This window comes from Variovorax sp. Varisp46 (assembly GCF_059491885.1).
The window spans coordinates 4,207,929-4,231,983 of the sequence record NZ_CP168515.1 but is presented as its reverse complement, the minus strand read 5'-3'; the positions used below and the strand labels follow the sequence as shown (position 1 = coordinate 4,231,983).

Annotated in this window: 23 protein-coding genes; 6 read left to right on the top strand and 17 right to left on the bottom strand. The window is 67.8% G+C overall.

Annotated features, from left to right (window positions below; all coding sequences use genetic code 11):
- Positions 1-8 precede the first annotated feature (8 nt).
- Together ACEN9N_RS20060 and ACEN9N_RS20055 are read left to right on the top strand one after the other, a co-directional pair.
- On the top strand, positions 9-848 hold the full coding sequence (locus ACEN9N_RS20060; RefSeq protein ID WP_007833148.1) for an intradiol ring-cleavage dioxygenase: 840 nt from the start codon (positions 9-11) through the stop codon (positions 846-848).
- 74 nt (positions 849-922) lie between these two features.
- The gene (locus tag ACEN9N_RS20055) at positions 923-1,681 is read left to right on the top strand and encodes a sulfite exporter TauE/SafE family protein (protein ID WP_007833149.1); all 759 of its coding nucleotides are present in this window, start codon (positions 923-925) and stop codon (positions 1,679-1,681) included.
- Between the two features lie 100 nt (positions 1,682-1,781).
- Here ACEN9N_RS20055 and ACEN9N_RS20050 read toward each other — a convergent pair whose 3' ends face one another.
- From ACEN9N_RS20050 to ACEN9N_RS20030, 5 genes are all read right to left on the bottom strand, one after another.
- Positions 1,782-2,141, bottom strand: a complete 360-nt coding sequence (locus ACEN9N_RS20050) for a DUF1428 domain-containing protein (protein ID WP_495654373.1) — start codon at positions 2,139-2,141, stop codon at positions 1,782-1,784.
- Positions 2,142-2,214: 73 nt separating this feature from the next.
- Positions 2,215-3,684 (bottom strand): DHA2 family efflux MFS transporter permease subunit, encoded by a 1,470-nt coding sequence (locus ACEN9N_RS20045; protein WP_495654372.1) that lies wholly within the window; start codon positions 3,682-3,684, stop codon positions 2,215-2,217.
- 35 nt (positions 3,685-3,719) lie between these two features.
- A complete protein-coding gene (locus ACEN9N_RS20040; RefSeq protein ID WP_007833153.1) occupies positions 3,720-4,139 on the bottom strand; it encodes a VOC family protein in 420 nt (139 codons plus the stop codon).
- Positions 4,140-4,157: 18 nt separating this feature from the next.
- Positions 4,158-4,685: an SRPBCC family protein gene (locus tag ACEN9N_RS20035; RefSeq protein ID WP_495654371.1), complete on the bottom strand. Its 528-nt coding sequence runs from the start codon at positions 4,683-4,685 to the stop codon at positions 4,158-4,160.
- A gap of 40 nt (positions 4,686-4,725) precedes the next feature.
- Positions 4,726-5,163, bottom strand: coding sequence for a VOC family protein (locus tag ACEN9N_RS20030; RefSeq protein ID WP_007833155.1), 438 nt, complete (start codon positions 5,161-5,163; stop codon positions 4,726-4,728).
- A gap of 132 nt (positions 5,164-5,295) precedes the next feature.
- Between ACEN9N_RS20030 and ACEN9N_RS20025 the strand changes: the two genes are divergently transcribed.
- Positions 5,296-5,949: a TetR/AcrR family transcriptional regulator gene (locus ACEN9N_RS20025; protein ID WP_495654370.1), complete on the top strand. Its 654-nt coding sequence runs from the start codon at positions 5,296-5,298 to the stop codon at positions 5,947-5,949.
- A 21-nt stretch (positions 5,950-5,970) separates the two neighbouring features.
- On the opposite strand, the gene ACEN9N_RS20020 is transcribed toward ACEN9N_RS20025, so the two are convergent.
- The 10 genes from ACEN9N_RS20020 to ACEN9N_RS19975 all read right to left on the bottom strand — a co-directional run bounded on the left by ACEN9N_RS20020 (position 5,971) and on the right by ACEN9N_RS19975 (position 18,635).
- A complete protein-coding gene (locus tag ACEN9N_RS20020) occupies positions 5,971-6,462 on the bottom strand; it encodes a MarR family winged helix-turn-helix transcriptional regulator (RefSeq protein WP_007833157.1) in 492 nt (163 codons plus the stop codon).
- Between the two features lie 59 nt (positions 6,463-6,521).
- Positions 6,522-8,246, bottom strand: a complete 1,725-nt coding sequence (locus ACEN9N_RS20015; RefSeq protein WP_495654369.1) for an acyl-CoA dehydrogenase family protein — start codon at positions 8,244-8,246, stop codon at positions 6,522-6,524.
- Positions 8,247-8,260: 14 nt separating this feature from the next.
- On the bottom strand, positions 8,261-10,000 hold the full coding sequence (locus ACEN9N_RS20010) for a tannase/feruloyl esterase family alpha/beta hydrolase (protein WP_413315741.1): 1,740 nt from the start codon (positions 9,998-10,000) through the stop codon (positions 8,261-8,263).
- Positions 10,001-10,035: 35 nt separating this feature from the next.
- Positions 10,036-10,773 carry an ABC transporter ATP-binding protein gene (locus tag ACEN9N_RS20005; protein ID WP_007833162.1) on the bottom strand — a complete coding sequence of 246 codons (738 nt, stop codon included), beginning with the start codon at positions 10,771-10,773 and terminating at the stop codon, positions 10,036-10,038.
- A 1-nt stretch (position 10,774) separates the two neighbouring features.
- Positions 10,775-12,586 carry a branched-chain amino acid ABC transporter ATP-binding protein/permease gene (locus ACEN9N_RS20000; RefSeq protein WP_413315740.1) on the bottom strand — a complete coding sequence of 604 codons (1,812 nt, stop codon included), beginning with the start codon at positions 12,584-12,586 and terminating at the stop codon, positions 10,775-10,777.
- A 333-nt stretch (positions 12,587-12,919) separates the two neighbouring features.
- On the bottom strand, positions 12,920-13,960 hold the full coding sequence (locus ACEN9N_RS19995) for a branched-chain amino acid ABC transporter permease (protein WP_413315739.1): 1,041 nt from the start codon (positions 13,958-13,960) through the stop codon (positions 12,920-12,922).
- Between the two features lie 25 nt (positions 13,961-13,985).
- On the bottom strand, positions 13,986-15,125 hold the full coding sequence (locus ACEN9N_RS19990; protein ID WP_413315738.1) for an ABC transporter substrate-binding protein: 1,140 nt from the start codon (positions 15,123-15,125) through the stop codon (positions 13,986-13,988).
- 43 nt (positions 15,126-15,168) lie between these two features.
- Positions 15,169-15,933 (bottom strand): SDR family NAD(P)-dependent oxidoreductase, encoded by a 765-nt coding sequence (locus tag ACEN9N_RS19985; RefSeq protein ID WP_007836396.1) that lies wholly within the window; start codon positions 15,931-15,933, stop codon positions 15,169-15,171.
- 22 nt (positions 15,934-15,955) lie between these two features.
- Positions 15,956-17,821: a feruloyl-CoA synthase gene (locus ACEN9N_RS19980; RefSeq protein WP_495654368.1), complete on the bottom strand. Its 1,866-nt coding sequence runs from the start codon at positions 17,819-17,821 to the stop codon at positions 15,956-15,958.
- Between the two features lie 28 nt (positions 17,822-17,849).
- Positions 17,850-18,635, bottom strand: coding sequence for a crotonase/enoyl-CoA hydratase family protein (locus ACEN9N_RS19975; RefSeq protein ID WP_413314372.1), 786 nt, complete (start codon positions 18,633-18,635; stop codon positions 17,850-17,852).
- 156 nt (positions 18,636-18,791) lie between these two features.
- Here ACEN9N_RS19975 and ACEN9N_RS19970 point away from each other — a divergent pair, with 156 nt between their 5' ends.
- The 3 genes from ACEN9N_RS19970 (at position 18,792) to ACEN9N_RS19960 (ending at position 22,887) form a co-directional block, all read left to right on the top strand.
- The gene (locus tag ACEN9N_RS19970; RefSeq protein ID WP_007836393.1) at positions 18,792-20,003 is read left to right on the top strand and encodes a thiolase family protein; all 1,212 of its coding nucleotides are present in this window, start codon (positions 18,792-18,794) and stop codon (positions 20,001-20,003) included.
- A gap of 3 nt (positions 20,004-20,006) precedes the next feature.
- Positions 20,007-21,254 (top strand): thiolase family protein, encoded by a 1,248-nt coding sequence (locus ACEN9N_RS19965; RefSeq protein ID WP_007836392.1) that lies wholly within the window; start codon positions 20,007-20,009, stop codon positions 21,252-21,254.
- A 61-nt stretch (positions 21,255-21,315) separates the two neighbouring features.
- Complete coding sequence (locus ACEN9N_RS19960) at positions 21,316-22,887, top strand: acyl CoA:acetate/3-ketoacid CoA transferase (RefSeq protein WP_495654367.1); 1,572 nt, start codon at positions 21,316-21,318, stop codon at positions 22,885-22,887.
- A 64-nt stretch (positions 22,888-22,951) separates the two neighbouring features.
- Here the strand turns inward: ACEN9N_RS19960 and ACEN9N_RS19955 are convergent, their stop codons facing one another.
- Both ACEN9N_RS19955 and ACEN9N_RS19950 read right to left on the bottom strand, forming a co-directional pair.
- Positions 22,952-23,455, bottom strand: coding sequence for a MarR family winged helix-turn-helix transcriptional regulator (locus ACEN9N_RS19955; protein WP_007836387.1), 504 nt, complete (start codon positions 23,453-23,455; stop codon positions 22,952-22,954).
- 126 nt (positions 23,456-23,581) lie between these two features.
- A complete protein-coding gene (locus ACEN9N_RS19950) occupies positions 23,582-24,049 on the bottom strand; it encodes a MarR family winged helix-turn-helix transcriptional regulator (RefSeq protein ID WP_413314376.1) in 468 nt (155 codons plus the stop codon).
- Positions 24,050-24,055: the final 6 nt, after the last annotated feature.

Sequence of the window (24,055 nt, the reverse complement as noted above, 5' to 3'; positions counted from 1 at the left end):
CAACCACGATGCGCAACCTCGACCAGGACAACATCACCCAGGCCGTGCTCGCGCGCTTCGCCGACACGCCCGACCCGCGCCTGCACGAGATCATGACCAGCCTTGTGCAGCACCTGCACGCCTTCGCGCGCGAGGTGAAGCTCACCGAGGAAGAATGGTTCCAGGGCATCCAGTACCTCACCGCCACCGGCCAGAAGTGCGACGACAAGCGGCAGGAGTTCATCCTGCTGTCGGATGTGCTGGGCCTGTCGATGCTCACCATCGCGATGAACAACGACAAGCCGGCGGGCTGCACCGAGGCCACCGTGTTCGGCCCCTTCTACTTCGACGGCGCGCCAGAGTACGAGCACGGCGACGACGTGGCCAACGGCGCCGAGGGCGAACCCTGCGATGTGTTCGCCACGGTGCGCGGCCTCGATGGCGAGCCGGTGCCCAACGCCGTGGTCGACGTGTGGCAGGCCGACGCGGGCGGCCACTACGACGTGCAGCACCCCGGACTCGACCACGCCGAGAACCGCGGCACGCTGCGCACCGGGCCCGATGGCTCGCTGCATTTCCGCAGCGTGGTGGCGGTGGCGTATCCGATCCCGGTCGACGGCCCCGTGGGCGACCTGCTGCGTGCCACCAGGCGCCACCCGTGGCGGCCCGCGCACCTGCATTTCAAGATCGAGGCACCGGGCTACGAGCGGCTCATCACCCATGTGTTCCGCGACGGCGATGAGTGGCTCGACTCCGACGCGGTGTTCGCGGTGCGCCAGTCGCTGGTGGCGCCATGGACGAAGCAGGCCAACGGCCGCTGGCGGCTCGATTTCGATTTCGTTCTCAACCCGTTGAAGCAGCCCGCCTGACCAGGCTGCGCCCTGTCCTGCTACGCTCGCGAAGCCTGCCACCCGGCAGGCTTTTTTCTGCGCTTTCCCTTCCCATGGCCTTTCCCCTGATCACCGACCCGCATTTCTACGCGGTCGCCATTCCCGCCGTGCTGCTGCTCGGCATCAGCAAGAGCGGCTTCGGCGCGGGCTTCGGCTCGCTCGCGGTGCCGATGATGGCGCTGGCCGTCACGGTGCCGCAGGCGGCGGCCATCCTGATGCCGCTGTTGCTGCTGATGGACGTGCTGGGCATTGCCGCATTCAGGCGCGACTTCGACCGCTCGCTGCTCAAGTTCCTGATTCCGTTCGGGCTGCTGGGCACGGTGATCGGCACGCTGTTGTTTCGCGCACTGCCGGCGCACACGGTGGCGGGCATCGTGGGCGTGTTCACGCTGCTGTTCCTGGCGCAGCGGCTGCTGTTTCCGCCGAAGCCCGACGACCCGCTGCCTTCGCGCGGCGTGGGTGCGGTGCTGACCACGGTGTCGGGCTTCACCAGCTTCATCGCGCATGCGGGCGGGCCGCCTATCAACGCTTACGTCATCCCGCTGCGGCTCTCTCCGGTGATCTTCACGGCCACCATGGCCTATTTCTTCTTCGTGGTGAATCTCAGCAAGTGGATTCCCTATGCGTGGCTCGGCCTGCTCGACTTCCGCACGCTGGCCACGTCGCTGGTGCTGATGCCGATCGCTCCCTTGGGCGTGTGGGTCGGCATCCGCATTGCGCGGCGCATCGATGCGACGTGGTTCTATCGCTTCGTGTACCTGGGGATGCTGCTGACGGGCCTGAAGCTCGTCTATGACGGGTTCATTGGCTAACCCCCAGGCTTCGCGCACTTCGTGTCGCTGCGCCACCCCCCTTGCAGGGGGCAACACCTGCGGCCCGGCAAAGCCGGTTCCGCGGTGTTCCCGAAAGGGGTCAAAACTCGACTATGGACTTGAAGCCGCCGAAGATCATCCGCTTCGCGTCGAAGGGCATCGTCTTCGGGTCCATCGCAGTGATGCGCGGGTCGGCCATCACCTTCGCGTTCACCGCGTCGCGGTGATTGCGCGATTTGTAGGTGATCCACGAGAAGGCCACCGTCTCATCGGGCTTCTGTTTCACGCTCTGCGGAAACGAGGTCAGCTTGCCGGGCTTCACGTCGTCGGCGATGCATTCCACGTATTCGAGCGCGCCGTATTCCATCCAGACCTTGCCGGCCTTGCGCGCGAGCTTGCGGTAGGCCTCTACGTTCGCGGTGGGAACGGCGACGATGAAGCCGTCTACATAACGAGCCATGAGTGTTCTCCTGAACAAAGAGTGGAAGCGTTGGAGAAAGAAAACCGGCGGTTGCGGCATGGCGTGCGGATGTTCACGACGCCGTGCCGCCCGCCGTCCCGCGGGGTGCTGCTTCTTCGTTGTTCTGCGCCTGCCCCGGCATGGCGGTGCGAAGCAGCAGGGCCCCGATCAAACCCGCCGCCGCCGCGAACACGGCACCGACGAGAAACGCAAGGTTGTAGCCCCCGGTGAGTGCCAGCGGCATCTGCGCACCGGCGGCTTCCATCGATGCGGAGCGCGCGGCCGCGGCGCTGGCCAGCACGGCCAGGCCCAGCGCGCCGCCCATCATGAACGAGGTGTTGACCACGCCCGAGGCCAGGCCCGAATCGGCTGGACTCACCTCGCTCATGGCCGCCAGCAGCACCGGGTTGAAGGCCATGCCCGCGCCGAGGCCCAGCAGCATCATGCCGGGCAGCACGTCGACCACGAAGCTGCCGTTGACCGGCGCGCGCGCGAACAGCGCCAGCCCGATGGCCGCGAGCCAGAGCCCGGCCGCCAGCGGCTTGCGGATGCCGAAGCGCATCACGATCTTCGCGGAGAGGCCGAGCGAGAACACCGCCATGATCACGTTGGCCGGCAGGAAGGCCAGGCCGATCTGCATCGGCGTGTAGTTCAGCACCAGCTGCATGTAGAGCGCCGAGATGAAGAACCACGCGAACATGGCCGCGGCCCACAACACGCCCACCACGTTGGCCACCGACACGCTGCGCAGCCTGAACAGGCCCAGCGGCATCAGCGGATGCCGCACGCGCGCCTCGATGGCGATGAAGATCGCCAGCAGCACCACGGCCGCGCCGAGCAGGCCAACCGTTTGCGTAGAGCCCCAGCCCGCCTCGTTGCCGTTGACCACGCCGTACACCGCGAGCATCAGCGACAGGGTGACGGTGACGGCGCCGGCCACGTCGAGCTTCTCGCCATGCGCATGGCCGCGCGCGCCCGGCAGCAGCGCCACGCACAACGCGTACACGGCCACGCCGATCGGCAGGTTGACGAGGAAGATCCAGTGCCAGCTCAGCGTGCTCGTGAGCAGCCCGCCCAGCAGCACACCGATGCTGCCGCCGCCCGCGCAGACGAAGCCGTACACGCCCATTGCCTTGGCGCGGTCGGCGGGCTCGGTGAAGAGATTCATGATCAGCGAGAGCGACACCGCCGAGACCACCGCGCCGCCCAGGCCCTGCACCGCGCGCGCCGCCACCAGCAGGCCCTGCGAGGTCGAGACCCCGCAGGCCAGCGATGCCAGCGTGAACAGCACCAGGCCCGCGAGGAACACACGGCGGTGGCCGTACAGGTCGCCGAGCCGGCCTCCGAGCAGCAGGAAGCCGCCGAAAGTCAGCATGTAGGCGTTCACCACCCAGACCAGCGAGGTCTCGGTGAAGCCAAGGTCGGTACGGATCGAGGGCAGCGCCACGTTCACGATGGTGGTGTCGAGCACGATCATCAGGACGCCGAGGCACAGCACCATCAATGCGAGCCAGCGCTTGCGGCTGTCGAGTTGGTTGGTCATGGGAAGCGGGTTTCTTGAAGCAGGAAGGGGACGGCTCAGACCAGCGGCTTGCCGCCGTTGATGAGCCACGGAGTGCCGAAGCGGTCGGTCACCATGCCGAAGCCTTCGACCCAGAAGGTCTTCTCGAAGGGCATTCCGACGTGGCCGCCTTCGGCGAAGGCGTCGAACACGCGGCGGGCCTCGGCCACGGTCTCGATGGTCAGCGCGACGCCGAAGCCCTTCATGCCTTCGTACGGCTGGCCGGGCATGGAGTCGGAGGCCATGAGGATGCCCTGGCCGTAGGCGAGCGAGGCATGCATGATGCGCTTCTTCGCCTCGGGCGGGAACTGCTCCGTGTCGGGCGCTTCGCCGACGGTCATCATCATCTGCATGGTGCCGCCCAGCGTCTTCTCGTAGAAGCGCATGGCCTCGGCCGCGTTGCCGTCGAAGGTGAGGTAGGCGTGGATGTGGGGCATGATTTTTCCTTTCGGGAATTACTTTTCGGTGGCGGCCTTCAGGTTGGCGAGGCCCGTCTCGAAGTCCTTGCCGATCATCTGGTCCATGTTGAAGAAGATGCCCATGAGCTTGGCGACATAGGGGCTCGGACCGTACATGGCCCAGGCGACCTGCGTTGCATTGCCCTGGGGCTGCAGCGTGAATTCAGCGGTGTTGTGGCCCTCGAAGGGCTTGATGAAGTCGAGCTTGATCGCGACCTTCGACGAAGGCGCCGACTCCACGATCTCCATGCGGCCCGCGCCGGCCTTGTCGTTGCCTTCCCAGGCATAGGTCGCGCCCTTGCCGTTCGCGCTGCCGCCGAAGCTGCGCTTCATGGCGGGGTCGAGCTTCTCGTAGGGCGACCATGCGTTCCAGCGGTGGAAGTCGTCGATCAGCGGAAAGATCTTCTCGGCCGGCGCCTCGATGCGCGCGGTGCGCTCGACGCGGAAGGTGTCGGGCCGGGTGGCCGCGAAGATCAGCAGCGCGGCGATCGCGAGCACGACGACGAGGGCGATTTTCTTTAGCATGGCGGGGCTTTCGGGAGATTGGCTGTGCGAGCGAGTGCGATCAGGCAGGGTGCGCGACGACCAGCAGCCAGCCCACGCCGAAGCGGTCGGTCAGCATGCCGAAGTTCGAGGTGAAGAAGGTCGGGATCAGCGGCTGCGTGACCTGCCCGCCCTCGGACAGCGCGTTGAACCACTTGACGGCTTCGGCGTCGGTCTTGGCGGTGAGCGCGAGCATGATGCCCTCGAACTTCGCCTGGCCGGAGCAGCGGCCGTCCGAGGCCATCAGCTCGGTGTCGCCGATGCGGAACACCGCGTGCATCACCTTGCTGGCGTCGGGCATCGCGCCGCCGCAACTGGCGTCCGCATTGCCCGAAGGGGCTCCGGCAGGCGCTTCGCTGTAGCGCATGAGCTGTACGACCTCGGCGCCGAGCGCCTTCTTGTAGAAGCCGAGCGCTTCGTCGCATCGGCCTTCGAACGAGAGGTAAGACTGGACTTTCATGGCGGTTCCTTTGAACTGGAGAGGTGATTCGGAAAGCCCCCGGTGTCATGGGCCGCAAACAATCGGATTACTTTGTGTACACCGTCCACAAAGAATAGCAGGGATAATGGACAGTGTCCACATGGAAATGAAATGAAGCTCAACAACGTCCCCGAGAGCCTGCCTCCCGCCCGCAGCACCTACCGGCACGGCGACCTGCGGCGGGCGCTGCTCGACGCAGGCATCGAACTGGCGCGCGACGGCGGCCCGGGTGCGGTGGTGCTGCGCGAAGCCACGCGGCGTGCGGGGGTCGTGCCGAACGCGGCGTACCGGCACTTCGGCAGCCGGCAGGAGCTTTTGCTGGCGGTGCGCGCGGCCGCGCTGGCCGCGGCTGCGATCGCGATGGAGAAAGAACTGGCAGTGCTGCCTTGCGACCAGCCTCCGGCCGATTTCGCGCGCGCACAGCTGCGCGCCATCGGCACGGCCTATCTGCGCTTCGCGCAGGCCGAGCCCGGTTTGTTCCGCACGGCATTCGTGTTTTCCGATGAAGGCAGCGGTGAACTCGGTGCCGGGAAAGCCGGCGCGAGCGGGCTGGACCCGTTCCAGCTGCTGGGCAAGGCCATCGACCGGCTGGCGGACGCGGGCGTGCTCGACCCGGCGCGGCGCCCGAATGCCGAATACCTCGCATGGAGCGCGGTGCATGGGCTGGCGCTGCTCATCATCGACGGGCCGCTGCGCGGCATGGATGCCGAGGCGGCCTATGCGCTCGGACAGCAAGTGATCGATATGGTCGGGCGAGGTCTCTGAAGCCTCGGAGGCCTTGGAAGCCTAGAGATAGATCTTCTGCAGCAGCCTGATCAGCGTCTCGCGCTCGCGGGAGGTGAGCCTGGCGCTGGCGTCGGCTTCCAGTTGCACCACGGTCTGTTCGGCCTCGCGGATCAGCGTTTCGCCGGCGGCCGTGAGGTGCAGGCCGACGGCGCGGCCGTCGTGCGGGTGGGGGCGGCGTTCGATGAGGCCCCGGCTGTCCAGCGTGGCCACCAGGCTCACGAGGTTCGGCGGCAGGATGTCCAGCGTGTTGCACAGCTGCCGCGACGTGGCGCCCGGGTTGTGCGCCAGCAGCGAGAGCACCGAGAAATCGATCTGCTTGAGGCCGTAGGGCGCCATGCGCTCCGCGAAGAAGGCGCTGACGATCAGCCATGCCCGGCGGGCGTTGTAGCCGACCAGCGTTTCGAGCATGCGGGCATCGAGCCGCTCAGGCCTGCCCTGCGGCGCCGCGGCCTGCTCGCCTTTCGCGGAGACGGATTTCGAGGAGGAAGCCATGGGACTAGAGCGTAACCGCCTGCGTGCGTACGGGGTGCCTACCGTGCGACACCTTGCGTTTACGCCGCTTGGGTGTGCGCCACGGCCTCGCAGGCCCGCTTGACGATGCCCAGCCGCATCTCGAACTCGGGCAGCACCCAGCGGCGGAAGGCGCCGGCCGTGCGCGCCCGTGCGGCGTCTTGCGGGGCGGCGGCCTCGATGCGGGCCCAGGCCCACGCCATCATCGCGAGCATCGTCACGCGCAAGTAGTCGTCGGCTATTTCGTACGGCAGCACGGTGTCGGCTTGCGCCGCAATCGCCACCGTGGTGCCCAGGTAGCGCAGCTGCGCCAGCCGGCGCTGCGCGTCGGCATCGGCTTCACGCGAGGCATCGAGCATGTCACGCAGCTCGAGCAGCACGGCCGACATGGCGGCGGCGCCGTCGGGCAGCACCTTGCGCACCAACAGATCGATGGCCTGGATCTCGTTGGTGCCCTCGTAGATCATGGTCACGCGCGCATCGCGCACGATCTGCTCGATGCCCGATTCGCGAACGTAGCCGTGGCCGCCGAACACCTGCAGGCATTCGCTCGCGCCGTGGAAGGCTTGCTGGGTGCATGCGGCCTTGAGCACCGGCGTGACGAACGCGCACCAGCGCTGCGCTTGTTCGCGGGCCTTGGGATCGGCGTCGTGCGTGGCCACGTCGAGCATCAGCGCGCTGCGGTAGGCGAGGGTGCGCGCGCCGTCGATCCAGGCGCGCTGCGTGTCGAGGATGCGGCGCACCGCGGGGTGCTCGGCGATCAGGTCGGCCGGCTCGCCGCCGCGGCTGGCAGGCACGGGGCCGGGCGCACGCATCTGGCGGCGTTCGGCGGCGTAGGTGTCGGCCTTCTGCCATGCGGCGTCGAGCAGGCCGATGCCCTGCAGCGCCACGTGCAGGCGCGCGGAATTCATCATCACGAACATCGCGGCCAAACCGCGGCCGGGCTCGCCGACCAGCCAGCCGACGGCATCGTCGAAGCGCATCGTGCAGGTGGGGCTGCCGTGCAGGCCCATCTTTTCCTCGATGCGCTCGCAGTGCACCGCATTGCGGGAGCCGTCTGGCAGCAGCTTGGGCACGAGCACCAGCGACAGTCCCTTGGGGCCGGCAGGCGCATCGGGCACGCGGCACAGCACGAGGTGCACGATGTTCGGCGTCAGGTCGTGTTCGCCGCCGGAAATGAAGATCTTGCCGCCGTTCACCCGCAGGCTGCCATCGGCCTGCGGCACGGCGCGCGTGCGCACCTGGCCCAGGTCGCTGCCCGCATGCGCCTCGGTGAGGCACATCGTGGCGAGCCATTCGCCGGTGGCGATCTTCGGCAGGTAGCGTTGCTTCAGTTCGTCGCTGCCATGGTGCTTGAGGCAGGCATACGCGCCGTGCAACAGGCCGGGCGCCATCGTCAGGCCGTGGTTGGCGGCGGCCAGCCATTCGTAGAGCACGGCTTCGAGCATCGCGGGCAGGCCCTGGCCGCCGTCTTCTGGCGCGGCCGACAACGCAGGCCAGCCGCCATCGACGAAGGCCTGGTACGCCTCGCGAAAGCCTGGAGGCGAAACGACCTCGCCGTCGGCAAAGCGGCATCCGATTTCGTCGCCGCCACGGTTGATAGGGGCCACCACTTCGCCGACGAAGCGGCCCGCTTCTTCGAGCACCTGCGACTGCAGCGCCTCGTCGACTTCTGCAAAGGGCGCGAGCGCGGCCAGGCGCGCGGGCGCATCGAGCACGGCATTGAGCAGAAAACGAACGTCTTCGGGGCGGGGTTGATAGTCCATCGGGGAGCGGAAATCTAAGGGGCAGGGGGCTTGCAGGCGAAGCTGCTCGCGCGCTCCGTGTCGCCGCCGGTGTAGGTGGCGACCTGTGGGTAAGGGCACAGCGGCCGCGTGCGCTGCGCCGACCAGTTGGCGGGCACTTCGGCGTTGGGCACCGGTGTGCCTGCACCGCGCGCGGCGGCCGTGACCGATGCGGGCGCCTTGCCCTGCTCGACCCAGTCGACCAGCGCGCTCAGCATGTCGAACTGGTCGGTGGCCGGGCCGCCTGCGCAGTGGTTCATGCCGGGCACCGGGAAGTAGCGCGCGAACGAAGAGGCATCGCCGCCGTTCGCGGCCTGCACGCGCTCGTACCAGGCGGCGGTATCGTCGGACGAGAACACCGGGTCGCTGGTGCCGTGGTAGACGATCATGCGGCCGCCCCTGTCGCGCAGCGCGCCCAGGTTGGCCGCGTCCGGCGGCGTCATGAACGATAGCGCCGACTCGTGGAACACACCGTCGGTGGCCGCGATGCGCGGTGCGTCGCGGTCCATGTCGAAGCCCAGCGCGAAGGGCAGGCCCTGCGGCCGCTCGGCCAGCGGTGGCGTGGTGAAGATGAAGCCCACGGCACCCGCGTCGCGCGTCGGCGGACTTGCGAACTTCCACTCGCGCCAGTTGCTGCCGCTCACGCCCGCGTCGAACGGGAAGCTGCTGTAGAGCGGCTGGCCTGCGCTGTTGCGCGCACCCTTGACGAACACGTTGGCGAGTGCGTTCTTCTGCGGCGCGCTCAGGCACATGCCATCGCGCGTGCCGGCGGCGCAGGTGGGCACGTCCGCCTGGATGTCGAAGCGTGCCTGGCAGGCCTGCACGTTCGACACGATGCCGTCGGCCAATCCATCGAGTGCATCGCAGCGCTGCAGCACCTTGTCGGCCACGAGCTTCATCTCGGCCGGGGTGAAGGCGCTCTGCAGATCGGGCTGGCCGGCCGGTGTCTTCGCGCTGGCCACGGCCGCGTATTGCTGCGCGCCGTAGAGCTGTGCCACCGCCGCCTTCGGCAGGTTGAAGCCGGGGTCGCCCGCGAGGATGCCGTCGTACTGCTGCGCCGAACGCACCGCGGCCACCATCGCATGCCGGCCGCCGTTGGAGCAGCCGCCGAAGTACGAGCGGTCGGGTCCGCGCCCGTAGGCCTTGGCGATCAGGTTCTTCGCCATCGGCGTGAGCTGCGCGACGGCGTTGTAGCCGTAGTCGAGCCGTGCCTGCGGGTCGAGCCCGAAGCGCGGCCCCATCGATCCCGCGTGGCCGGCGTCGGAACTGATGACGGCAAAGCCCATCTGCAGCGCGCTGCTGCGCGGGCCGCCACCACCGATGCCGCCGATCGCGGGCACCACCACGCCGTCGAGCCCGCCATTGGCCTGGTAGAAGAAGCGGCCGTTCCATGCCACGGGCAGCCGCATCTCGAAGCCGACGGCGTAGCGCTGGTTGTCGACCGGGCTCGTGCGTTCGTTCATGCGGCCCTGCACGAGGCAGTGCGCGGGAGCGCTCATCGCGACGCCGCCGACCGTGACGGCGCCCGCAGGCACCTCGGTGGCCGAGGTGTAGGCCGTGCCCGGCAGCGCGGCACGCGCGGCGAGGTCGGTGCAGGCCTGCAGCGTGCCGGGACGCGCGGCGGCCAGCGGTGCGTGCGCTGCGGGTGGACGCCCCGCACAGGCCACAAGCAAGGCGGCAACGCCGATCGCGGTCGCGCACAGGCCGAGGGAAAGGGGGCGCTGCTGTCGGTTCATGTTGTCTCCTTGCCGCGCAGGCCGCGGCACTTTCTTCAGGCGGCTTTTCTTGCCGCGCCCAGGTAGGTGTCGATCACGCGCGAATCGACTGCCAGCTTCTTCGCTTCGCCTTCGAGGCTCACGCTGCCCATCTCGAGCACATAGCCGTGGTCGGCCACTTCGAGCGCGGCGCGTGCGTTCTGCTCGACCAGCAGGATGGTGACGCCCGTGGCGCGCAGCGCATCGACCGTGCGGAAGATTTCCTGCACCACCAGCGGCGCAAGGCCCAGGCTGGGTTCGTCGAGCATCAGCAGCGTGGGGCGCGACATCAGCGCGCGGCCCACCGCCAGCATCTGCCGCTCGCCGCCCGACAGCGTGCCGGCCAGTTGCGTGCGGCGCTCCTTCAGGCGCGGGAACAGCGTGTAGACCTCGTCGATGCGGTCGCGCCACTGCTTGTTGCGCAGCCGCACCTGGCGAAAACCGCCGAGCACGAGGTTGTCTTCCACCGGCATGGTGCCGAACAGCTCGCGCTTCTCGGGCACGAGCGCGATGCCGAGCATCACGCGCTCTTCGAGCGTCATCGTGGAGATGGGCTGGCCCTTGAACTCGATGACGCCCTTCGAAGGCAGCACGCCCATCAGCGCATTGAGCAGCGTGGATTTGCCGGCTCCGTTCGGGCCGATCACGGTGACGACGCTGCCCTGGCCGGCCTTCAGGTCGATGCCGTGCAGCACTTCGGCACGGCCGTAGCCGGCGTGCAGGTCGCGGATGTGGAGCAGGGGGGGTGTGGTCATCTCAATGCTCCGTTCCGAGGTAAGCCGCGCGCACCTTGTCGCTGTTCTGCACCTCGGCAGGCGTGCCCTCCATCAGGTGCGTACCGAATTCCATCACCACGATGTGGTCGCAGATGTCCATCACCAGCCCCATGTCGTGCTCCACCAGCAGGATGCTCATGCCTTCGCTGCGCAGCTGCCGCAGCACCTTGCCCAGCGCTTCCTTTTCCTTGTGGCGCAGGCCGGCCGCGGGCTCGTCGAGCAGCAGCAGGGCTGGGTCGGCGCACAGTGCGCGCGCAATCTCCAGCAGGCGCTGCTGGCCCATGGCGAGGTTGCCCGCGATCTCGTGCAGGTAGTCGCCCATGCCCACGCGCTGCAGCTGGCGCTCGGCCTCGCGGAACAGTGCGCGCTCTTCCGTGCGGTCGATGCGCAGCATGGCGGCGATGGCGCCCTTGTGGCCGCGCAGATGGGCGCCCAGCGCCACGTTCTCGAGCACCGTCATGTCGGCCACCATCTTCACGTGCTGGAAGGTGCGCGACACGCCGCGCTGCGCGATCTGCCGCGCGCCCAGCCCGCCGATGGCCTCGCCACGGAAGCGCACCGCGCCGCCCGAAAGCCCGAGCACGCCGGTCACGAGATTGAAGGTGGTCGACTTGCCCGCGCCGTTCGGCCCGATGAGGCCGACGATCTGGCCGGCGCGTGTCTGGAAGCTGATGTCGTTCACCGCCACCAGCCCGCCGAAGGTCTTGCGGATGGCCTGCACGTCGAGCACCACCTCGCCGGCGGCCGGCTTGGCGCGTGCGGGCAGGTCCTTGGCGTTCTGCCAGTCGACGCTGCGGCGCGGACGCGGCAGGCGCCGGTCGACGAAGGCCCACAGCCCGCTGGGCAGGTACTTGAGCACCAGCACGATCATGATGCCGAACACGATCAGCTCGTAGCTGCCGGCCGTGCCGATCAGCTTGGGCAGCAGCACCTGCAATTGGTCTTCCAGCAGCTTGACCACGCCGGCACCGGCAATGGCACCCCACACGTGCGCCGCGCCGCCGAGCACCGCCATGAACAGGTATTCGATGCCCATCTTCAGGCCGAAGGGCGACGGGTTCACCGTGCGCTGGAAGTGCGCGAACAGCCAGCCCGAGATCGATGCGAGCATGGCCGCCAGCACGAAGATGCCGATCTTGAAGCGCAGCGTGTTCACACCCATGGCCTCGGCCATCTGCGAGCCGCCGGCCAGCGAACGGATGGCGCGGCCGCTGCGCGAATCGAGCAGGCGGATCACCGCGAACGCAGCGAGGATCGCGAAAGCCCAGACCACGCCGTAGAACAGCCGCTGCTGGCCGAACTCGAAACCGAACAGCGACAGCCCCTTCACGCCCAGGATGCCGTCGTACTTGCCGAGCGCATCGAGGTTGCCCATGAGGTAGTAGAGCGACAGCGCCCACGCGATGGTCGCCAGCGGCAGGTAGTGGCCCGACATGCGCAGCGTGATCGCGCCGATGAACGCGGCGCTGAGGCCGGTGAGCCCCAGGCCGATGAACAGCGTGACCCACGGCGACAGGCCGGTGTTCACCGTGAGGTAGGCGGTGGTGTACGCGCCGATGCCCACGAAGGCCGCTTGCCCGAAGGAGGTGAGGCCGCCGACGCCGGTGAGCAGCACGAGGCCGAGCACGGGCAGGGTGTAGATGCCGATGTAGTTGAGCTGGATGATCCAGAAGTCGGGCAGCGGCAGGAATGGCAGCGCGACGAGCACCAGGATCAGTGCGAGCGGGCCCCAGGTGCGCAGCAGGCTCTTGTCCGGCGCAGGGGTCGAAGAAGGGGTCAGAAGCGCTTCCATCTCAGTGATCCATCGCGGGTTGTTTGTTTTGTTTCAGGTGCGCTTGTTCGGGGCGCGTACACAGGCCACCGGGTACTCCCCTCCGCGAATGTCCCCCGCCTTCGGCTCCTCCTTTATTTCGCTGCGGGGAGCACCCGGTGCCCTGTGCACGATGGGCGCTCTGCTTGTGCTGGCCGTTCAACCGCTCTGCCGAACGCTCACGCCGGCGGGGTGCCTTGCGCAGCGAAATAAAGGAGGAGCCCGAAGGGCGGGGGACATTCGCGGAGCAAGGTACCCCGTCGGCGTGAGCGCACCCCGAACGACCCCTGGAGCGGCAAGAAGAACGTGTGCTCATCAATGCTCCTCATCCGAATGCCCGCTGCGCAACGAGCGCCACAGCAGCACCGGCAGGATGATGGTGAACACGATCACTTCCTTGAACGAGCTCGCCCAGAAAGAACCGAAGGACTCGATCACGCCCACTGCCAGCGCACCGAGCAGTGCACCCGGGTAGCTTGCAAGCCCGCCAACCACGGCAGCTACGAAGCCTTTCAGGCCGATGAGAAATCCCGAGTCGTAGAACACGGTCGTGGTCGGCCCGATCAGCAGCCCCGAGAGCGCACCGATGAGTGCCGTCATCGCGAAAGTGAGCTGCCCCGCCGCCTGGGTGGAAATGCCCATGAGCCGCGCACCCAGCCGGTTCACGGCCGTTGCCCGCAGCGCCTTGCCATACAGGCTGCGCTCGAACATCAGGTACAGCAGCACGATCAGCGCGGCCGACATGGCAAAGATGATCAGCGCCTGCCCGCTCACGTTCAGCGGGCCCAGCGCCATGCGCTCGTCCCAGAACGGCGGGTTGCGAAAACCTTCAGCGCCGAAGAACAGCAGGCCCAGTCCCGTCATCGCGAAGTGCACGCCGACCGAGACGATCAGCAGCACCAGCGAACTCGCGCCGGCCAGCGACTGGTACGCCACGCGGTACACCAGCGGCCCGAAGGCCGTCACGATGAACACCGTGAGAAGAGCCTGCACGCCGATCGGCAGGTTGCGCGGGCCGGCCCACGCCGACACCGCGCAGATGATGGCCGGCAGGACGAAGGTGCGCGCTGCCGCCTTCAGCCCGCCCGCCGCGCTGCCGCTGTGGCGCCAGGTCGTGACCAGATCCATCAGCGCGGCAACACCGGCCAGTATGAGCAGCAGCCACACCGTGCCCGGCGTTTTGCCGGTCTGGAAGATCGCCAGCGTCAGCGCGCCGTACGCCACGAATTCGCCCTGCGGGATGAAGATGACGCGGGTCACCGTGAAGACGAGCACGATGCCCATGCCCAGCAGGGCATAGATCGCGCCATTGGTGAGGCCGTCCAGCGTCAGGATGCTGGCGATTGATAAGTCCATGGCGTGAGGCTGCGATTGAAGAAGGTTACTGCTCGACCTTGAACGCGCCGTTCACCACCTTGAGCATCACGCCGGTCTCGGTCGTGTAGCCCCAGTGGTCCTGTGCCGTCCAGTTGAGCACGCCGTGCGCGAGCACCGTGCGGCCCATGCCTTCGAGCGCATCGCGCAGCGCGGCACGGAACTCCGGCGTGCCGGGCTTGGCCTTCTTGAGTGCAACCGGCACGGCCTTCTCGAGCACCGTGAGCGCGTCGGCCGAGTGGCCGGCGAACTGGTTGCGCGAGCCGGGGCCGTAGACCTTCTCGTAGCCCTGCACGAAGGCCACTGCGGCGGCCTTCGACGGATGGCTGTCGGGCAACTGCTCGGCCACGGTGGCGGGGCCTGACACCACGAAGGTGCCTTCGGCATCCTTGCCGGCGGTGCGCATCAGGTCCTGCGTGGCGGCGGCGTGCGTCTGGTAGACCTTGCCCTTGTAGCCGCGCTCCATCACCGCCTTCTGCGGCATGCCTGCGCCGCTGCCCGAGGCCACGATCAGGATCGCGTCGGGGTTGGCCGACGTGAGTTTCAGCACCTGGCCGGTCACGCTGGTGTCGGAGCGCGCGAAGCGCTCGGTCGCGACGATCTTGATGCCGTTCTTGGCGGCCTCGGCGGTCAGCGCCTTGAGCCACAGCTCGCCGTACGCGTCGGTGTAGCCGAGGAAGCCGACCGTCTTCACGTTCTGCTTCTTCATGTGCGCGACCACTGCGTAGGCCATCACGTCGTTCGACTGCGGCATGCGGAAGAACCACTTGTCCTTGCCCGGCGGCAGGCTGGCGGGCGAGGTCGCGATCTGCGGCGTGCCGGCTTCGGCGGTCACGTCGGCCATCGGAATGGCGACCGGCGTGGCGCTGGAGCCGATGATCACGTCGGCCTTGTCTTCCGTCACCAGGCGCTGCGTGTCCTTCACGCCGGTGGTCGGGTCGGTGGCGTCGTCGAGCACCACCACCTTGAGCGTCTCGCCCGCGATCGTCTTGGGCCAGATCATGATGCCGTTCTTCACCGGAATGCCGAGGCCGGAGGCCGGGCCGGTGAGGGGCTGCACCACGCCGATGGTGATGTCGGCATGGGCCATGCCCATGGCCATGAGCGCCAGCACGGCGGCGAGGGTGGTCTTTTTCTTGAATGTCATCGATGTCTCCTGAAGGAAGCGGGATGGAAGCGGGTTTGAAGAGTCAGCGCGGCGCCATGCGCAGTGCACCGTCGAGGCGGATCACTTCGCCGTTGAGATGGCCGTTGGTGACGATGTGGCAGGCCAGCTCGGCAAACTCCGAGGGCTTTCCAAGGCGTGGCGGGAACGGGATCGATGCGGCCAGCGACTGCTGCACGGCTTCGGGCAGCTCCTTCATGAGCGGCGTGGCGAACAGGCCGGGCGCGACGGTGCACACGCGGATGCCGTGCTGGGCCAGGTCGCGCGCCATGGGCAGCGTCATGCCCACGAGCCCGCCCTTGGAGGCGCTGTAGGCCTGCTGGCCCACCTGGCCGTCGAACGCGGCGGCCGAGGCGGTGAACATCATCACGCCGCGTTCGCCGTTGTCCAGCGCGGGCAGCTTGGCGCAGGCGGCTGCGAACAGGCGGCTCACGTTGTAGCTGCCGATCAGGTTGATGGTGACCACGCGCGTGAAGTCTTCCAGCGGCGCGGCACTGCCGTCGCGCTGCACGATGCGCTTGGCGCTGCCGATGCCGGCCACGTTCATGAGGATGCGTGCGGGGCCATGGGCGGCGGCGGCCTTGTCCAGTGCGGCGGTCACGCTGGCGGCGTCGGTGATGTCGCAGGCGCACGCCACGCCGCCGATCTCGGCGGCGATCTTCTCGGCTTGTTCGGCATTGCGGTCGAGCACGGCCACCTTCGCGCCCAGGCGCGCCAGTTCGCGTGCGGTGGCTTCGCCCAGGCCCGATGCGCCGCCGGTCACGATGGCGGCTTGTCCTTGGATGTGCATGGTGGATTCCTTCCGGTGAAATTCAGTGTTGGGGAACGATGGTGAAAGGCAGGCTGCCGTCGTGCAGCGCGTTCACCAGATGCGCACGGTGCTGGAGCACGGCGCGCTGGTTGATGGAGCCCTTGTCGGTGATCTCGCCCTTGTCGAGCGACGGTGGCTCGGCCATCAGGTGGGCCCGTGCCACGCGCGTGGCGCTGCCGGTGGCCTGCGCCGCAAGCTGGTTCAGCACCTTCTGGAAATGCTGCTGGATGGGCGCGCTCTGCACCACTTCCTGCAGGCTGGCGGTGGCGGGCAGGCCGCTCAGGGTGCGGCAGGCGGCCGTGGGCAGCAGAAGCGCACCGACTTCCTTGAGGTTGATGCCGGTGAGCACGGCGTCCTGCACGTAGGGCGCGCAGGCCGCGATGATCTTGGCGCGCATGGGGCCCACGCTCACGAAGGTGCCGGTGCTGAGCTTGAAGTCCTCGGCGATGCGGCCGTCGAACTTCAGGCCCTTGTTGAGGTCGTTCTCGTCGATCCACTTCACCGCGTCGCCCGAGCAGTAGAAGCCCTCTTCGTCGAAAGCCTCGCGCGTGGCATCGGGGTTGCGCCAATAGCCGGGCGTGATGTTGGGGCCGCGGTAGCGCACCTCGATTTTTCCGTCCACGGGCACCAGCTTGAGCTGCAGCCCCGGCGTGGGCACGCCGATGTCGCCGGCCTGCACGTCGGGGCTGTTCACGGCCAAGCAGAAGGGGCAGCCCTCGGTCATGCCCAGGCCCGTGTTCATGACGATGCGCTCGCCCACCTCGCGCTCGGCGCTTTCAAACAGCGCGTCCCAGATGGGCTGCGACAGTGCGGCCGCGGCGAAGAAGAACATCTTCACGCGGCTGAGCAGGTTCTTGCGCAGCTGGTCATCGGTCTTCATCGCCTGGGCGATCACCTCGAAGCCCGTGGGCACGTTGAAGTACACCGTGGGCGCGATCTCGCGCAGGTTGCGGATGGTCTCGGCCATGCCCGTGGGCGTGGGCTTGCCCTCGTCCAGGTACAGCGTGCCGCCGTTGTAGATGACGATGCCGAAATTGTGGTTGCCGCCGAACGTGTGGTTCCACGGCAGCCAGTCCACCAGCACCAGCGGCTCTTCGGCCAGCACGGGCATGGACTGGTTCATCTGCTGCAGGTTGGCGGCCCACATGCCATGCGTGACGATCACGGCCTTGGGCAGCTTGGTGGAGCCCGAGGTGAACATGAACTTGGCGATGCTGTCCGCGGTGATCGCGCTGTGCGCCGCATCCACGGCGGGCGTGGCGGGGGTGGCCAGCAGCTCGCTGAACGGCGTGGTGCGACGCCCTTCGATGCTGCCACTGCCCAGCACCACATGCACATCGGAGGCCACCGTGGCGCCGATGGCGCGGGCAAAGCGTTTGGCGTCGCTTGCGAACACCAGGCCCGGCGTCAGCGTGTCCAGCACGTGGCGCAGCTTGTCGTAGTCCTGGCTGATCGTGGAATACGCGGTGGACACCGTGCACTGCGGCACGCCGGCCACCAGGCAGCCCAGCGACAGCAGCGCATGGTCCAGGTCGTTCTCGCTCAGGATGGCCACGGGCCGCTCGGTGCCCAGGTTCATGCCCAGCAGCGCCTGCGCAATGCTGCGGGCCGCGGCCCACGCCTGGCTGTAGCTGATGTGGCGCCATTCGCCCAGGCTGCCATCGGCGTTCTTCACGCGCTGGGCCATCCACGTGCGCTCGGGCGCCACCTGCGCCCAGTGCGCCAGCCGCTCGGTGAGGCGCACGGGGTGCGGCTGCAGGGCCTGCGCGGCTTCGACATAGACCACGCCGTTGTCCGCTGCGCGGGTGCGCACTTCGGTGACACCGAAACGCAGGGGGCGGTAGCGGGGGGAGGGGTTTGCAGTCATCAGGGGCTTTCGGTGCGCGCGATGTGCATCAGTCCTTCTTGACCTTGGCCGCCTTGCCGTCGAGAAAGGCGCGCACGCGGGCCTTGGCCTCGGGTGCGCTCTGTGCGATGGCGGCCATCATGGCTTCGGTCATCAGGCCCTGGTCGGACGGCTGCTCGGCAATGCGGGGCAGCGCGTGCATCAGCGCGTAGTTGGTCAGCGGCGCGTTCTGGGCGATGCGCTGGGCCAGCTCGAAGGCCTTGTCGAACGCGGTGCCAGCGGGCACGAGGTACTGCGCAAAGCCGACCTTCTCGCCGTCCACGGCGTTGTAGACGCGGCCGGTCATCATCATGTCGGTCATGCGGGCCGTGCCGATCAGGCGCGGGATGCGCACCGCGCCGCCACCGCCCACGAAGATGCCGCGCGAGCCTTCGGGCAGCGCGTAGAAGGTCGATTCGTCGGCCACGCGGATGTGGCACGCGCTGGCCAGCTCCAGTCCGCCGCCCACCACGGCACCGTGCAGCGCGGCCACCACGGGCACGGGGCCGAACTGGACGCGATCGAGCGCTGCATGCCACATGCGCGAGTGGTGCAGGCCCTGGCCGGCATCGCGCTCCTTGAGTTCGCTGAGGTCCAGCCCCGAGCAGAAGTGCTCGCCCTGGCCGTCGATCACCGCGGCGGCCACAGTGGCGGGCAGGCTTTCCATCAACTCGCGCAGCGCGAGGATCAGGCCGTCGTTCAAGGCGTTGCGCTTGGCGGGGCGGGTCAGGCGGATGACCGCGATTTCCTCGCGTTCGCCGCGAATTTCCAGGGAGATGTCGGTGGACTGGGTCATGGTGATGTGGGTGAGTTGGCGGAATTATGGTTATTGAAGATAACTAAAACAAGGTCGAAGCCGGGCTCTTTTCTAGGTGCTTTCCCTAGCTTTTCCAGTGGATCATATGGTTATGATAAATAACTAAATGCAGACCTCAGGAACAAGGAGCCCGCCGTGAACGCCTTCATCCCCTACGGTATCTACTGGTCGTCTCCCTTTGCCAAGTGGCAGGGCTCGCTGGCCAACCTCAATGCACTGCCGCTGGCGGCCAAGGTGGGCCGGCAGGCGCTGGCGGCGCGCGGCTACGACCTCGCGGCGGTGGACCTGGCCATCCTGGGCATCACCAATCCGCAGAAGGGCAGCTTCTACGGACTGCCGTGGGTCACGGGGCTCATGGGCATCGATCGCGTGGCCGGCCCCACCGTGCAGCAGGCCTGCGCCACCAGCGTGCGCGCACTGCAGATGGCCGCGCAGGAAGTGGCCTGCGGCACGGCCGGTAGCGCGCTGCTGGTGATGGCCGACCGTCAGTCCAACGGGCCGGTCGTGTACTACCCGGATTCGAGTGGCACCGGCGGCTATGGCATCACCGAGCACTGGGTGCCCGACAACATGGCGCACGACCCCTACGCCAAGAACGCGATGCTGCAGACAGGCGAGAACGTGGCCGCGCGCTATGGCATCAGCACCGAGGAACAGCACGCGCTGAAGCTGCACCGCTACACCCAGTACCAGCAGGCGCTGGCCGATGACCGCGCGTTCCAGAAGCGCTACATGGCCGACGTACCGCTCTCCGACTCGAAATTCCGCAAGCAGACCGGCACGCTCGGCACCGACGAAGGCATCTTCCCGACCACGGCCGAAGGCCTGGCCAGGCTCAAGCCCGTGAAGGAGGGCGGCACCGTCACCTTCGGCGGGCAGACCCATCCGGCCGACGGCAACGCGGGCGCCATCGTCACCACGCGCGACCGGGCGCGCGCTGCGTCCATCGATCCCGGCATCGAGATCGAGATCCTGGGCTTCGGCATGGCGCGCGTGGAGGCGGGCTACATGCCCATGGCGCCGGTGCCCGCCACCTTCAATGCGCTGAAGCACGCGGGCCTCGCCATGAAGGACGTGGACGCCGTCAAGACCCACAACCCGTTCGCCGTGAACGACATCGCCCTGGCGCGCGACACCGGCTTCGCGTGGGAGCGCATGAACAACTACGGCAGCTCCATCATCTGGGGCCACCCGCAGGCGCCCACGGGACTGCGCGCCATCATCGAACTCATCGAAGAGCTGGTGCTGCGCGGTGGCGGCGTGGGCCTCTTCACCGGCTGCGCCGCAGGCGACAGCGGCTATGCCACCGTGCTGCGCGTGACCGACAGCAGAACCCAGAAAGCTTGATCCATGACCACTGAACATTCCTTTTCCGCTCCCCTGAACGCCTGGCTGATCGACGGCGTGCGCACGCCGATGGTCGACTACTGCGGTCCCCTGGGCCATGTGTCGCCCACCGACATGGGCATCAAGGTCGCCCGTGCGGTGCTGGAGCGCAGCGGCGTGTCCGCCGCCGACGTGAACTCGGTCATCACCGGATCGATGGCGCAGGCCGACTTCGACGCCTTCGTGCTGCCGCGCCACATCGGCCTGTACGCGGGCGTGCCGCAGAGTGTGCCGGCCATCCTGGTGCAGCGCATCTGCGGCACGGGCTTTGAGCTGCTGCGCCAGGCGGCCGACCAGATCGCGCTGGGCTATGCCGACGTGGCGCTGGTGGTGGGCACCGAGTCCATGACGCGCAACCCGATTGCCGCCTACACGCACCGCACGGGCTTCAAGCTGGGCGCGCCGGTGGAGTTCAAGGACTTCCTGATGGAAGCGCTGATCGACACCGCGGGCCCGGTCACGATGATCGAGACCGCCGAGAACCTGGCGAAGAAATACGGCATCACCCGCGAAGACGTGGACGCCTACGCCGCCCGCTCGTTCGAGCGAGCGCTCAAGGCCCAGGCCGATGGCTTCCTGGCCGGCGAGATCGTGCCGGTGACGAGCGAAAAATTCGCGCTCGAAGGCTATGCCACGCGGGGCATCACGCTGCCGCGCAAGGTGGCGCAGCTCGACCGCGACACCCACCCGCGCCCCTCGCCCATCGAGGCCCTGGCGGGCTTGCGCACCGTCTATCCCGGTGGCGTGCAGACAGCCGGCAACAGCTCGGCCCTGGTCGATGGCGCCGTGGGCGCGGTGGTGGCCGGCGATGCGTATGTGCAGCAGCGCGGCCTCAAGCCCCTGGCGCGCCTGCGCGGTGCGGCAGCAGTGGGCGTGGCGCCCGAGTACATGGGCATCGGCCCGGCCCCCGCCATCCGCGCGCTGCTGGCGCGCACCGGGCTCGCGCTGGACGACATCGGCCTGTTCGAAATCAACGAGGCCCAGGGCGCGCAGACCATCGCGGTGGAGCGCGAACTGGGCCTCGACCGCGACAAGCTCAACGTGAACGGCGGCGCCATCGCGCTGGGCCACCCGCTTGCCGCCACCGGCGTGCGCCTCACGGTGACGCTGGCGCGCGAACTGCGCCGCCGCGGCCTGCGCTACGGCATTTCCAGCGCCTGCGTGGGCGGCGGGCAGGGCATGGCGTTGCTTATCGAAAACCCCGAAGCCTGAGAGCTGCCGGCCTCAAGACGCCAGAACGACCGAACCCGTTCCCGACACAAAACCACACACCATGAAAATCATCACCGCCGCCCAAGCCGGGGCCCTCATCCCCGACGACGCCACCATCTTCCTGGGCGGCCTGGCCGTCACCAGCCTGCCCGAGGAAGTGCTCAAGGGCGTGGAGCAAACCTTTCTGGACACTGGCCACCCGCGCAACGTGACCACCTGGGCCTGCGGCGCCATCGGCAACAGCAAGGACGCGGGCATGGTGCACTTCGCCCACCCCGGCATGATCAAGCGCACCGTGGCCGGCCACTTCGGCCAGACCGGCGCCGAGATGATGAAGATGGTGTTCGAAGGCGAGGTCGAGGCCTACAACTTCCCGCAGGGCAGCCTGTCGCACCTCACACGGCACATCGCCAGCCGCAGCCCGGGCCTGCTGACCAAGGTGGGCCTGGGCACGTTCGTCGATCCGCGCATCGAGGGCGGCAAGCTCAACGGCAAGTCCACCGAAGACCTGGTCAGGCTGGTCGAATTCAACGGCGAGGAATGGTTGTTCTACCCCTCGCCCAAGATCGACGTGGCCATCATCCGCGGCACCCTGGCCGACGAGAACGGCAATATCACGCTGGACAAGGAAGGCATGCTGCTGGAGCAGATCAACATTGCCCATGCGGCCAAGGCCTGCGGCGGCATCGTCATCGCGCAGGTGGAGCGCATCGTCCAGGCCGGCAGCCTGCACCCCAAGTCGGTGAAGGTGCCTGGCGTGTCGGTGGACTACGTGGTGGTCAGCCAGCCCGAGAACCACATGCAGACCATCACCACGCAGTTCAGCCCCGCGCTGTGCGGTGACGTGCGCGTGCCCGTGAACTCGCTGGAGCCCATGCCGCTGGACGAGCGCAAGGTGATTGCCCGCCGCTCGGCGCTGGAGCTTGCGCCCGGCGCGATCACCAACCTGGGCATCGGCATCCCGGCCGGCGTGCCCTCGGTGGCAGCGGAGGAGGGCGTGGCCGACCAGCTGACCCTGAGTGTCGAGAGCGGCATCACCGGCGGCATTCCCGCGCAGGGCGGCGACTTCGGTGTGGCCTACAACGCCGACGCCATCATCGAGCAGTCGCTGCAGTTCGACTTCTACGACGGCGGCGGCCTGGACGCCAGCTTCCTGGGCCTGGCCCAGGTGGACAACCACGGCAACGTGAACGTGAGCAAATTCAACGGCCGCCCCGTGGGCTGCGGCGGCTTCGTGAACATCACGTGCTCCACGAAGAATCTGGTGTTCTGCGGCACCTTCACCGCCGGGGGCCTGCAGGTGAAGGTGGTCGACGGGCAGCTCACCATCGTCAAGGAAGGCAAGTCCCGCAAGTTCATCGAGAAGGTGGAGCAGATCACCTTCAATGGGCTGGATGCCGCGCGGCGCCAGCAGAACGTGCTGTTCGTCACCGAACGCGCGGTGTTCCACCTGACCACCGAAGGGCTGGAACTGATCGAGATCGCGCCGGGCATCGACCTGGAGCGCGACGTGCTGGCGCACATGGGGTTCAGGCCCCTGATGCGCGACGTGAAGACCATGGACCCAGGGCTGTTCCGCGCCCAGTGGGGTGGCCTGGCCAAGGCCATGGCCGAAAGGTCGCGCGTCGAGTGAAGTACCTCCGATAGCGCCCGCATCGTCTTCGGCCCTGCGCGCGGACGCAGAACCACAGGGAACTTCATTCCCCCCGCGAGTACACCTTCTGCAGCAGCCGGATCAGCGTCTTGCGCTCGGCGGCCGTCAGGCGCCCGGTGGCGTCCACCTCCAGGTCGGCGGCGGTCTGCTCGGCCTGCGCGGTCAGATCCATCCCTGCCGGCGTGAGGTGCAGGCCGAGGGCGCGGCCGTCGCTCGGGTGCGGGCGGCGTTCGATCAACCCACGCCGCTCCAGCGCGGCGATCAGTCCCACCAGGTTGGGCGGCAGCACATCGAGCGTGGCGCACAGCTGGCGCGAGGTGATGCCGGGGTTGTGCGCCATCAGCGACAGCACCGAGAAATCCACCACCTTCAGGCCATACACCGCCATGCGCTCCATGAACACCTCGATCACGGCCAGCGAGGCGCGGCGCGCGTTGTAGCCCACCAGCGTGCGAAGGAAGGCGGTGTCCACGGACCCGGTCATGGGCGCCGGGGTGGCTGCGACCGCAGGGGCTGTCTTTTTCTTGATGGGTTGGACGCTGGGCATGGGGTGATTGTGCCGAGGCGACGCGTTCGCACGGCGTTCCATGTCCGATTACAACAGTCGGCTTGCGAAGCCGCCGCGGCGCTCGTGGACAACCCCGCCATCCCGAAGAGGGACCCGTCGCCCGCATTAAGCGCGCATCGGCGCGCGGCTCTTTTCGTTGTTGACGGTGACGAATTTCCTGAGCAACGCCATGAAATCCGCGCGCTCCTTCTCGCTCAGCGAACCCAGGAGAGTGTCTTGCATCTGCGCCATCGCGGGCACCATCTCTGCAAGCAAATCCTCGCCGGCGGTCGTGAGGCGCAACTCGCGCTGTCCGCGCGCCAGCATCTTGCGGGTTATCAATCCCTTCGTTTCCAGGCGCGCGGCGATGTCGGCAGCGCTGGAGGTATCGAGGGCCACCTGCTGGGCCAGAGTGATCTGGTCGATGCCCGGCTTGTCCTGCAAGACGCGCATCGCGGCATATTGCACCGGCGTGACGTCGCGCCCCAGCGTCTCGTGGAATACCGACACTGCGATCTGATGGGCGCGCCGGATGAGGTGACCCGGCTGGTCGTTGATGTCGATCGCGGCGGTATTGGACTTGCTGAGGGACATGATGGA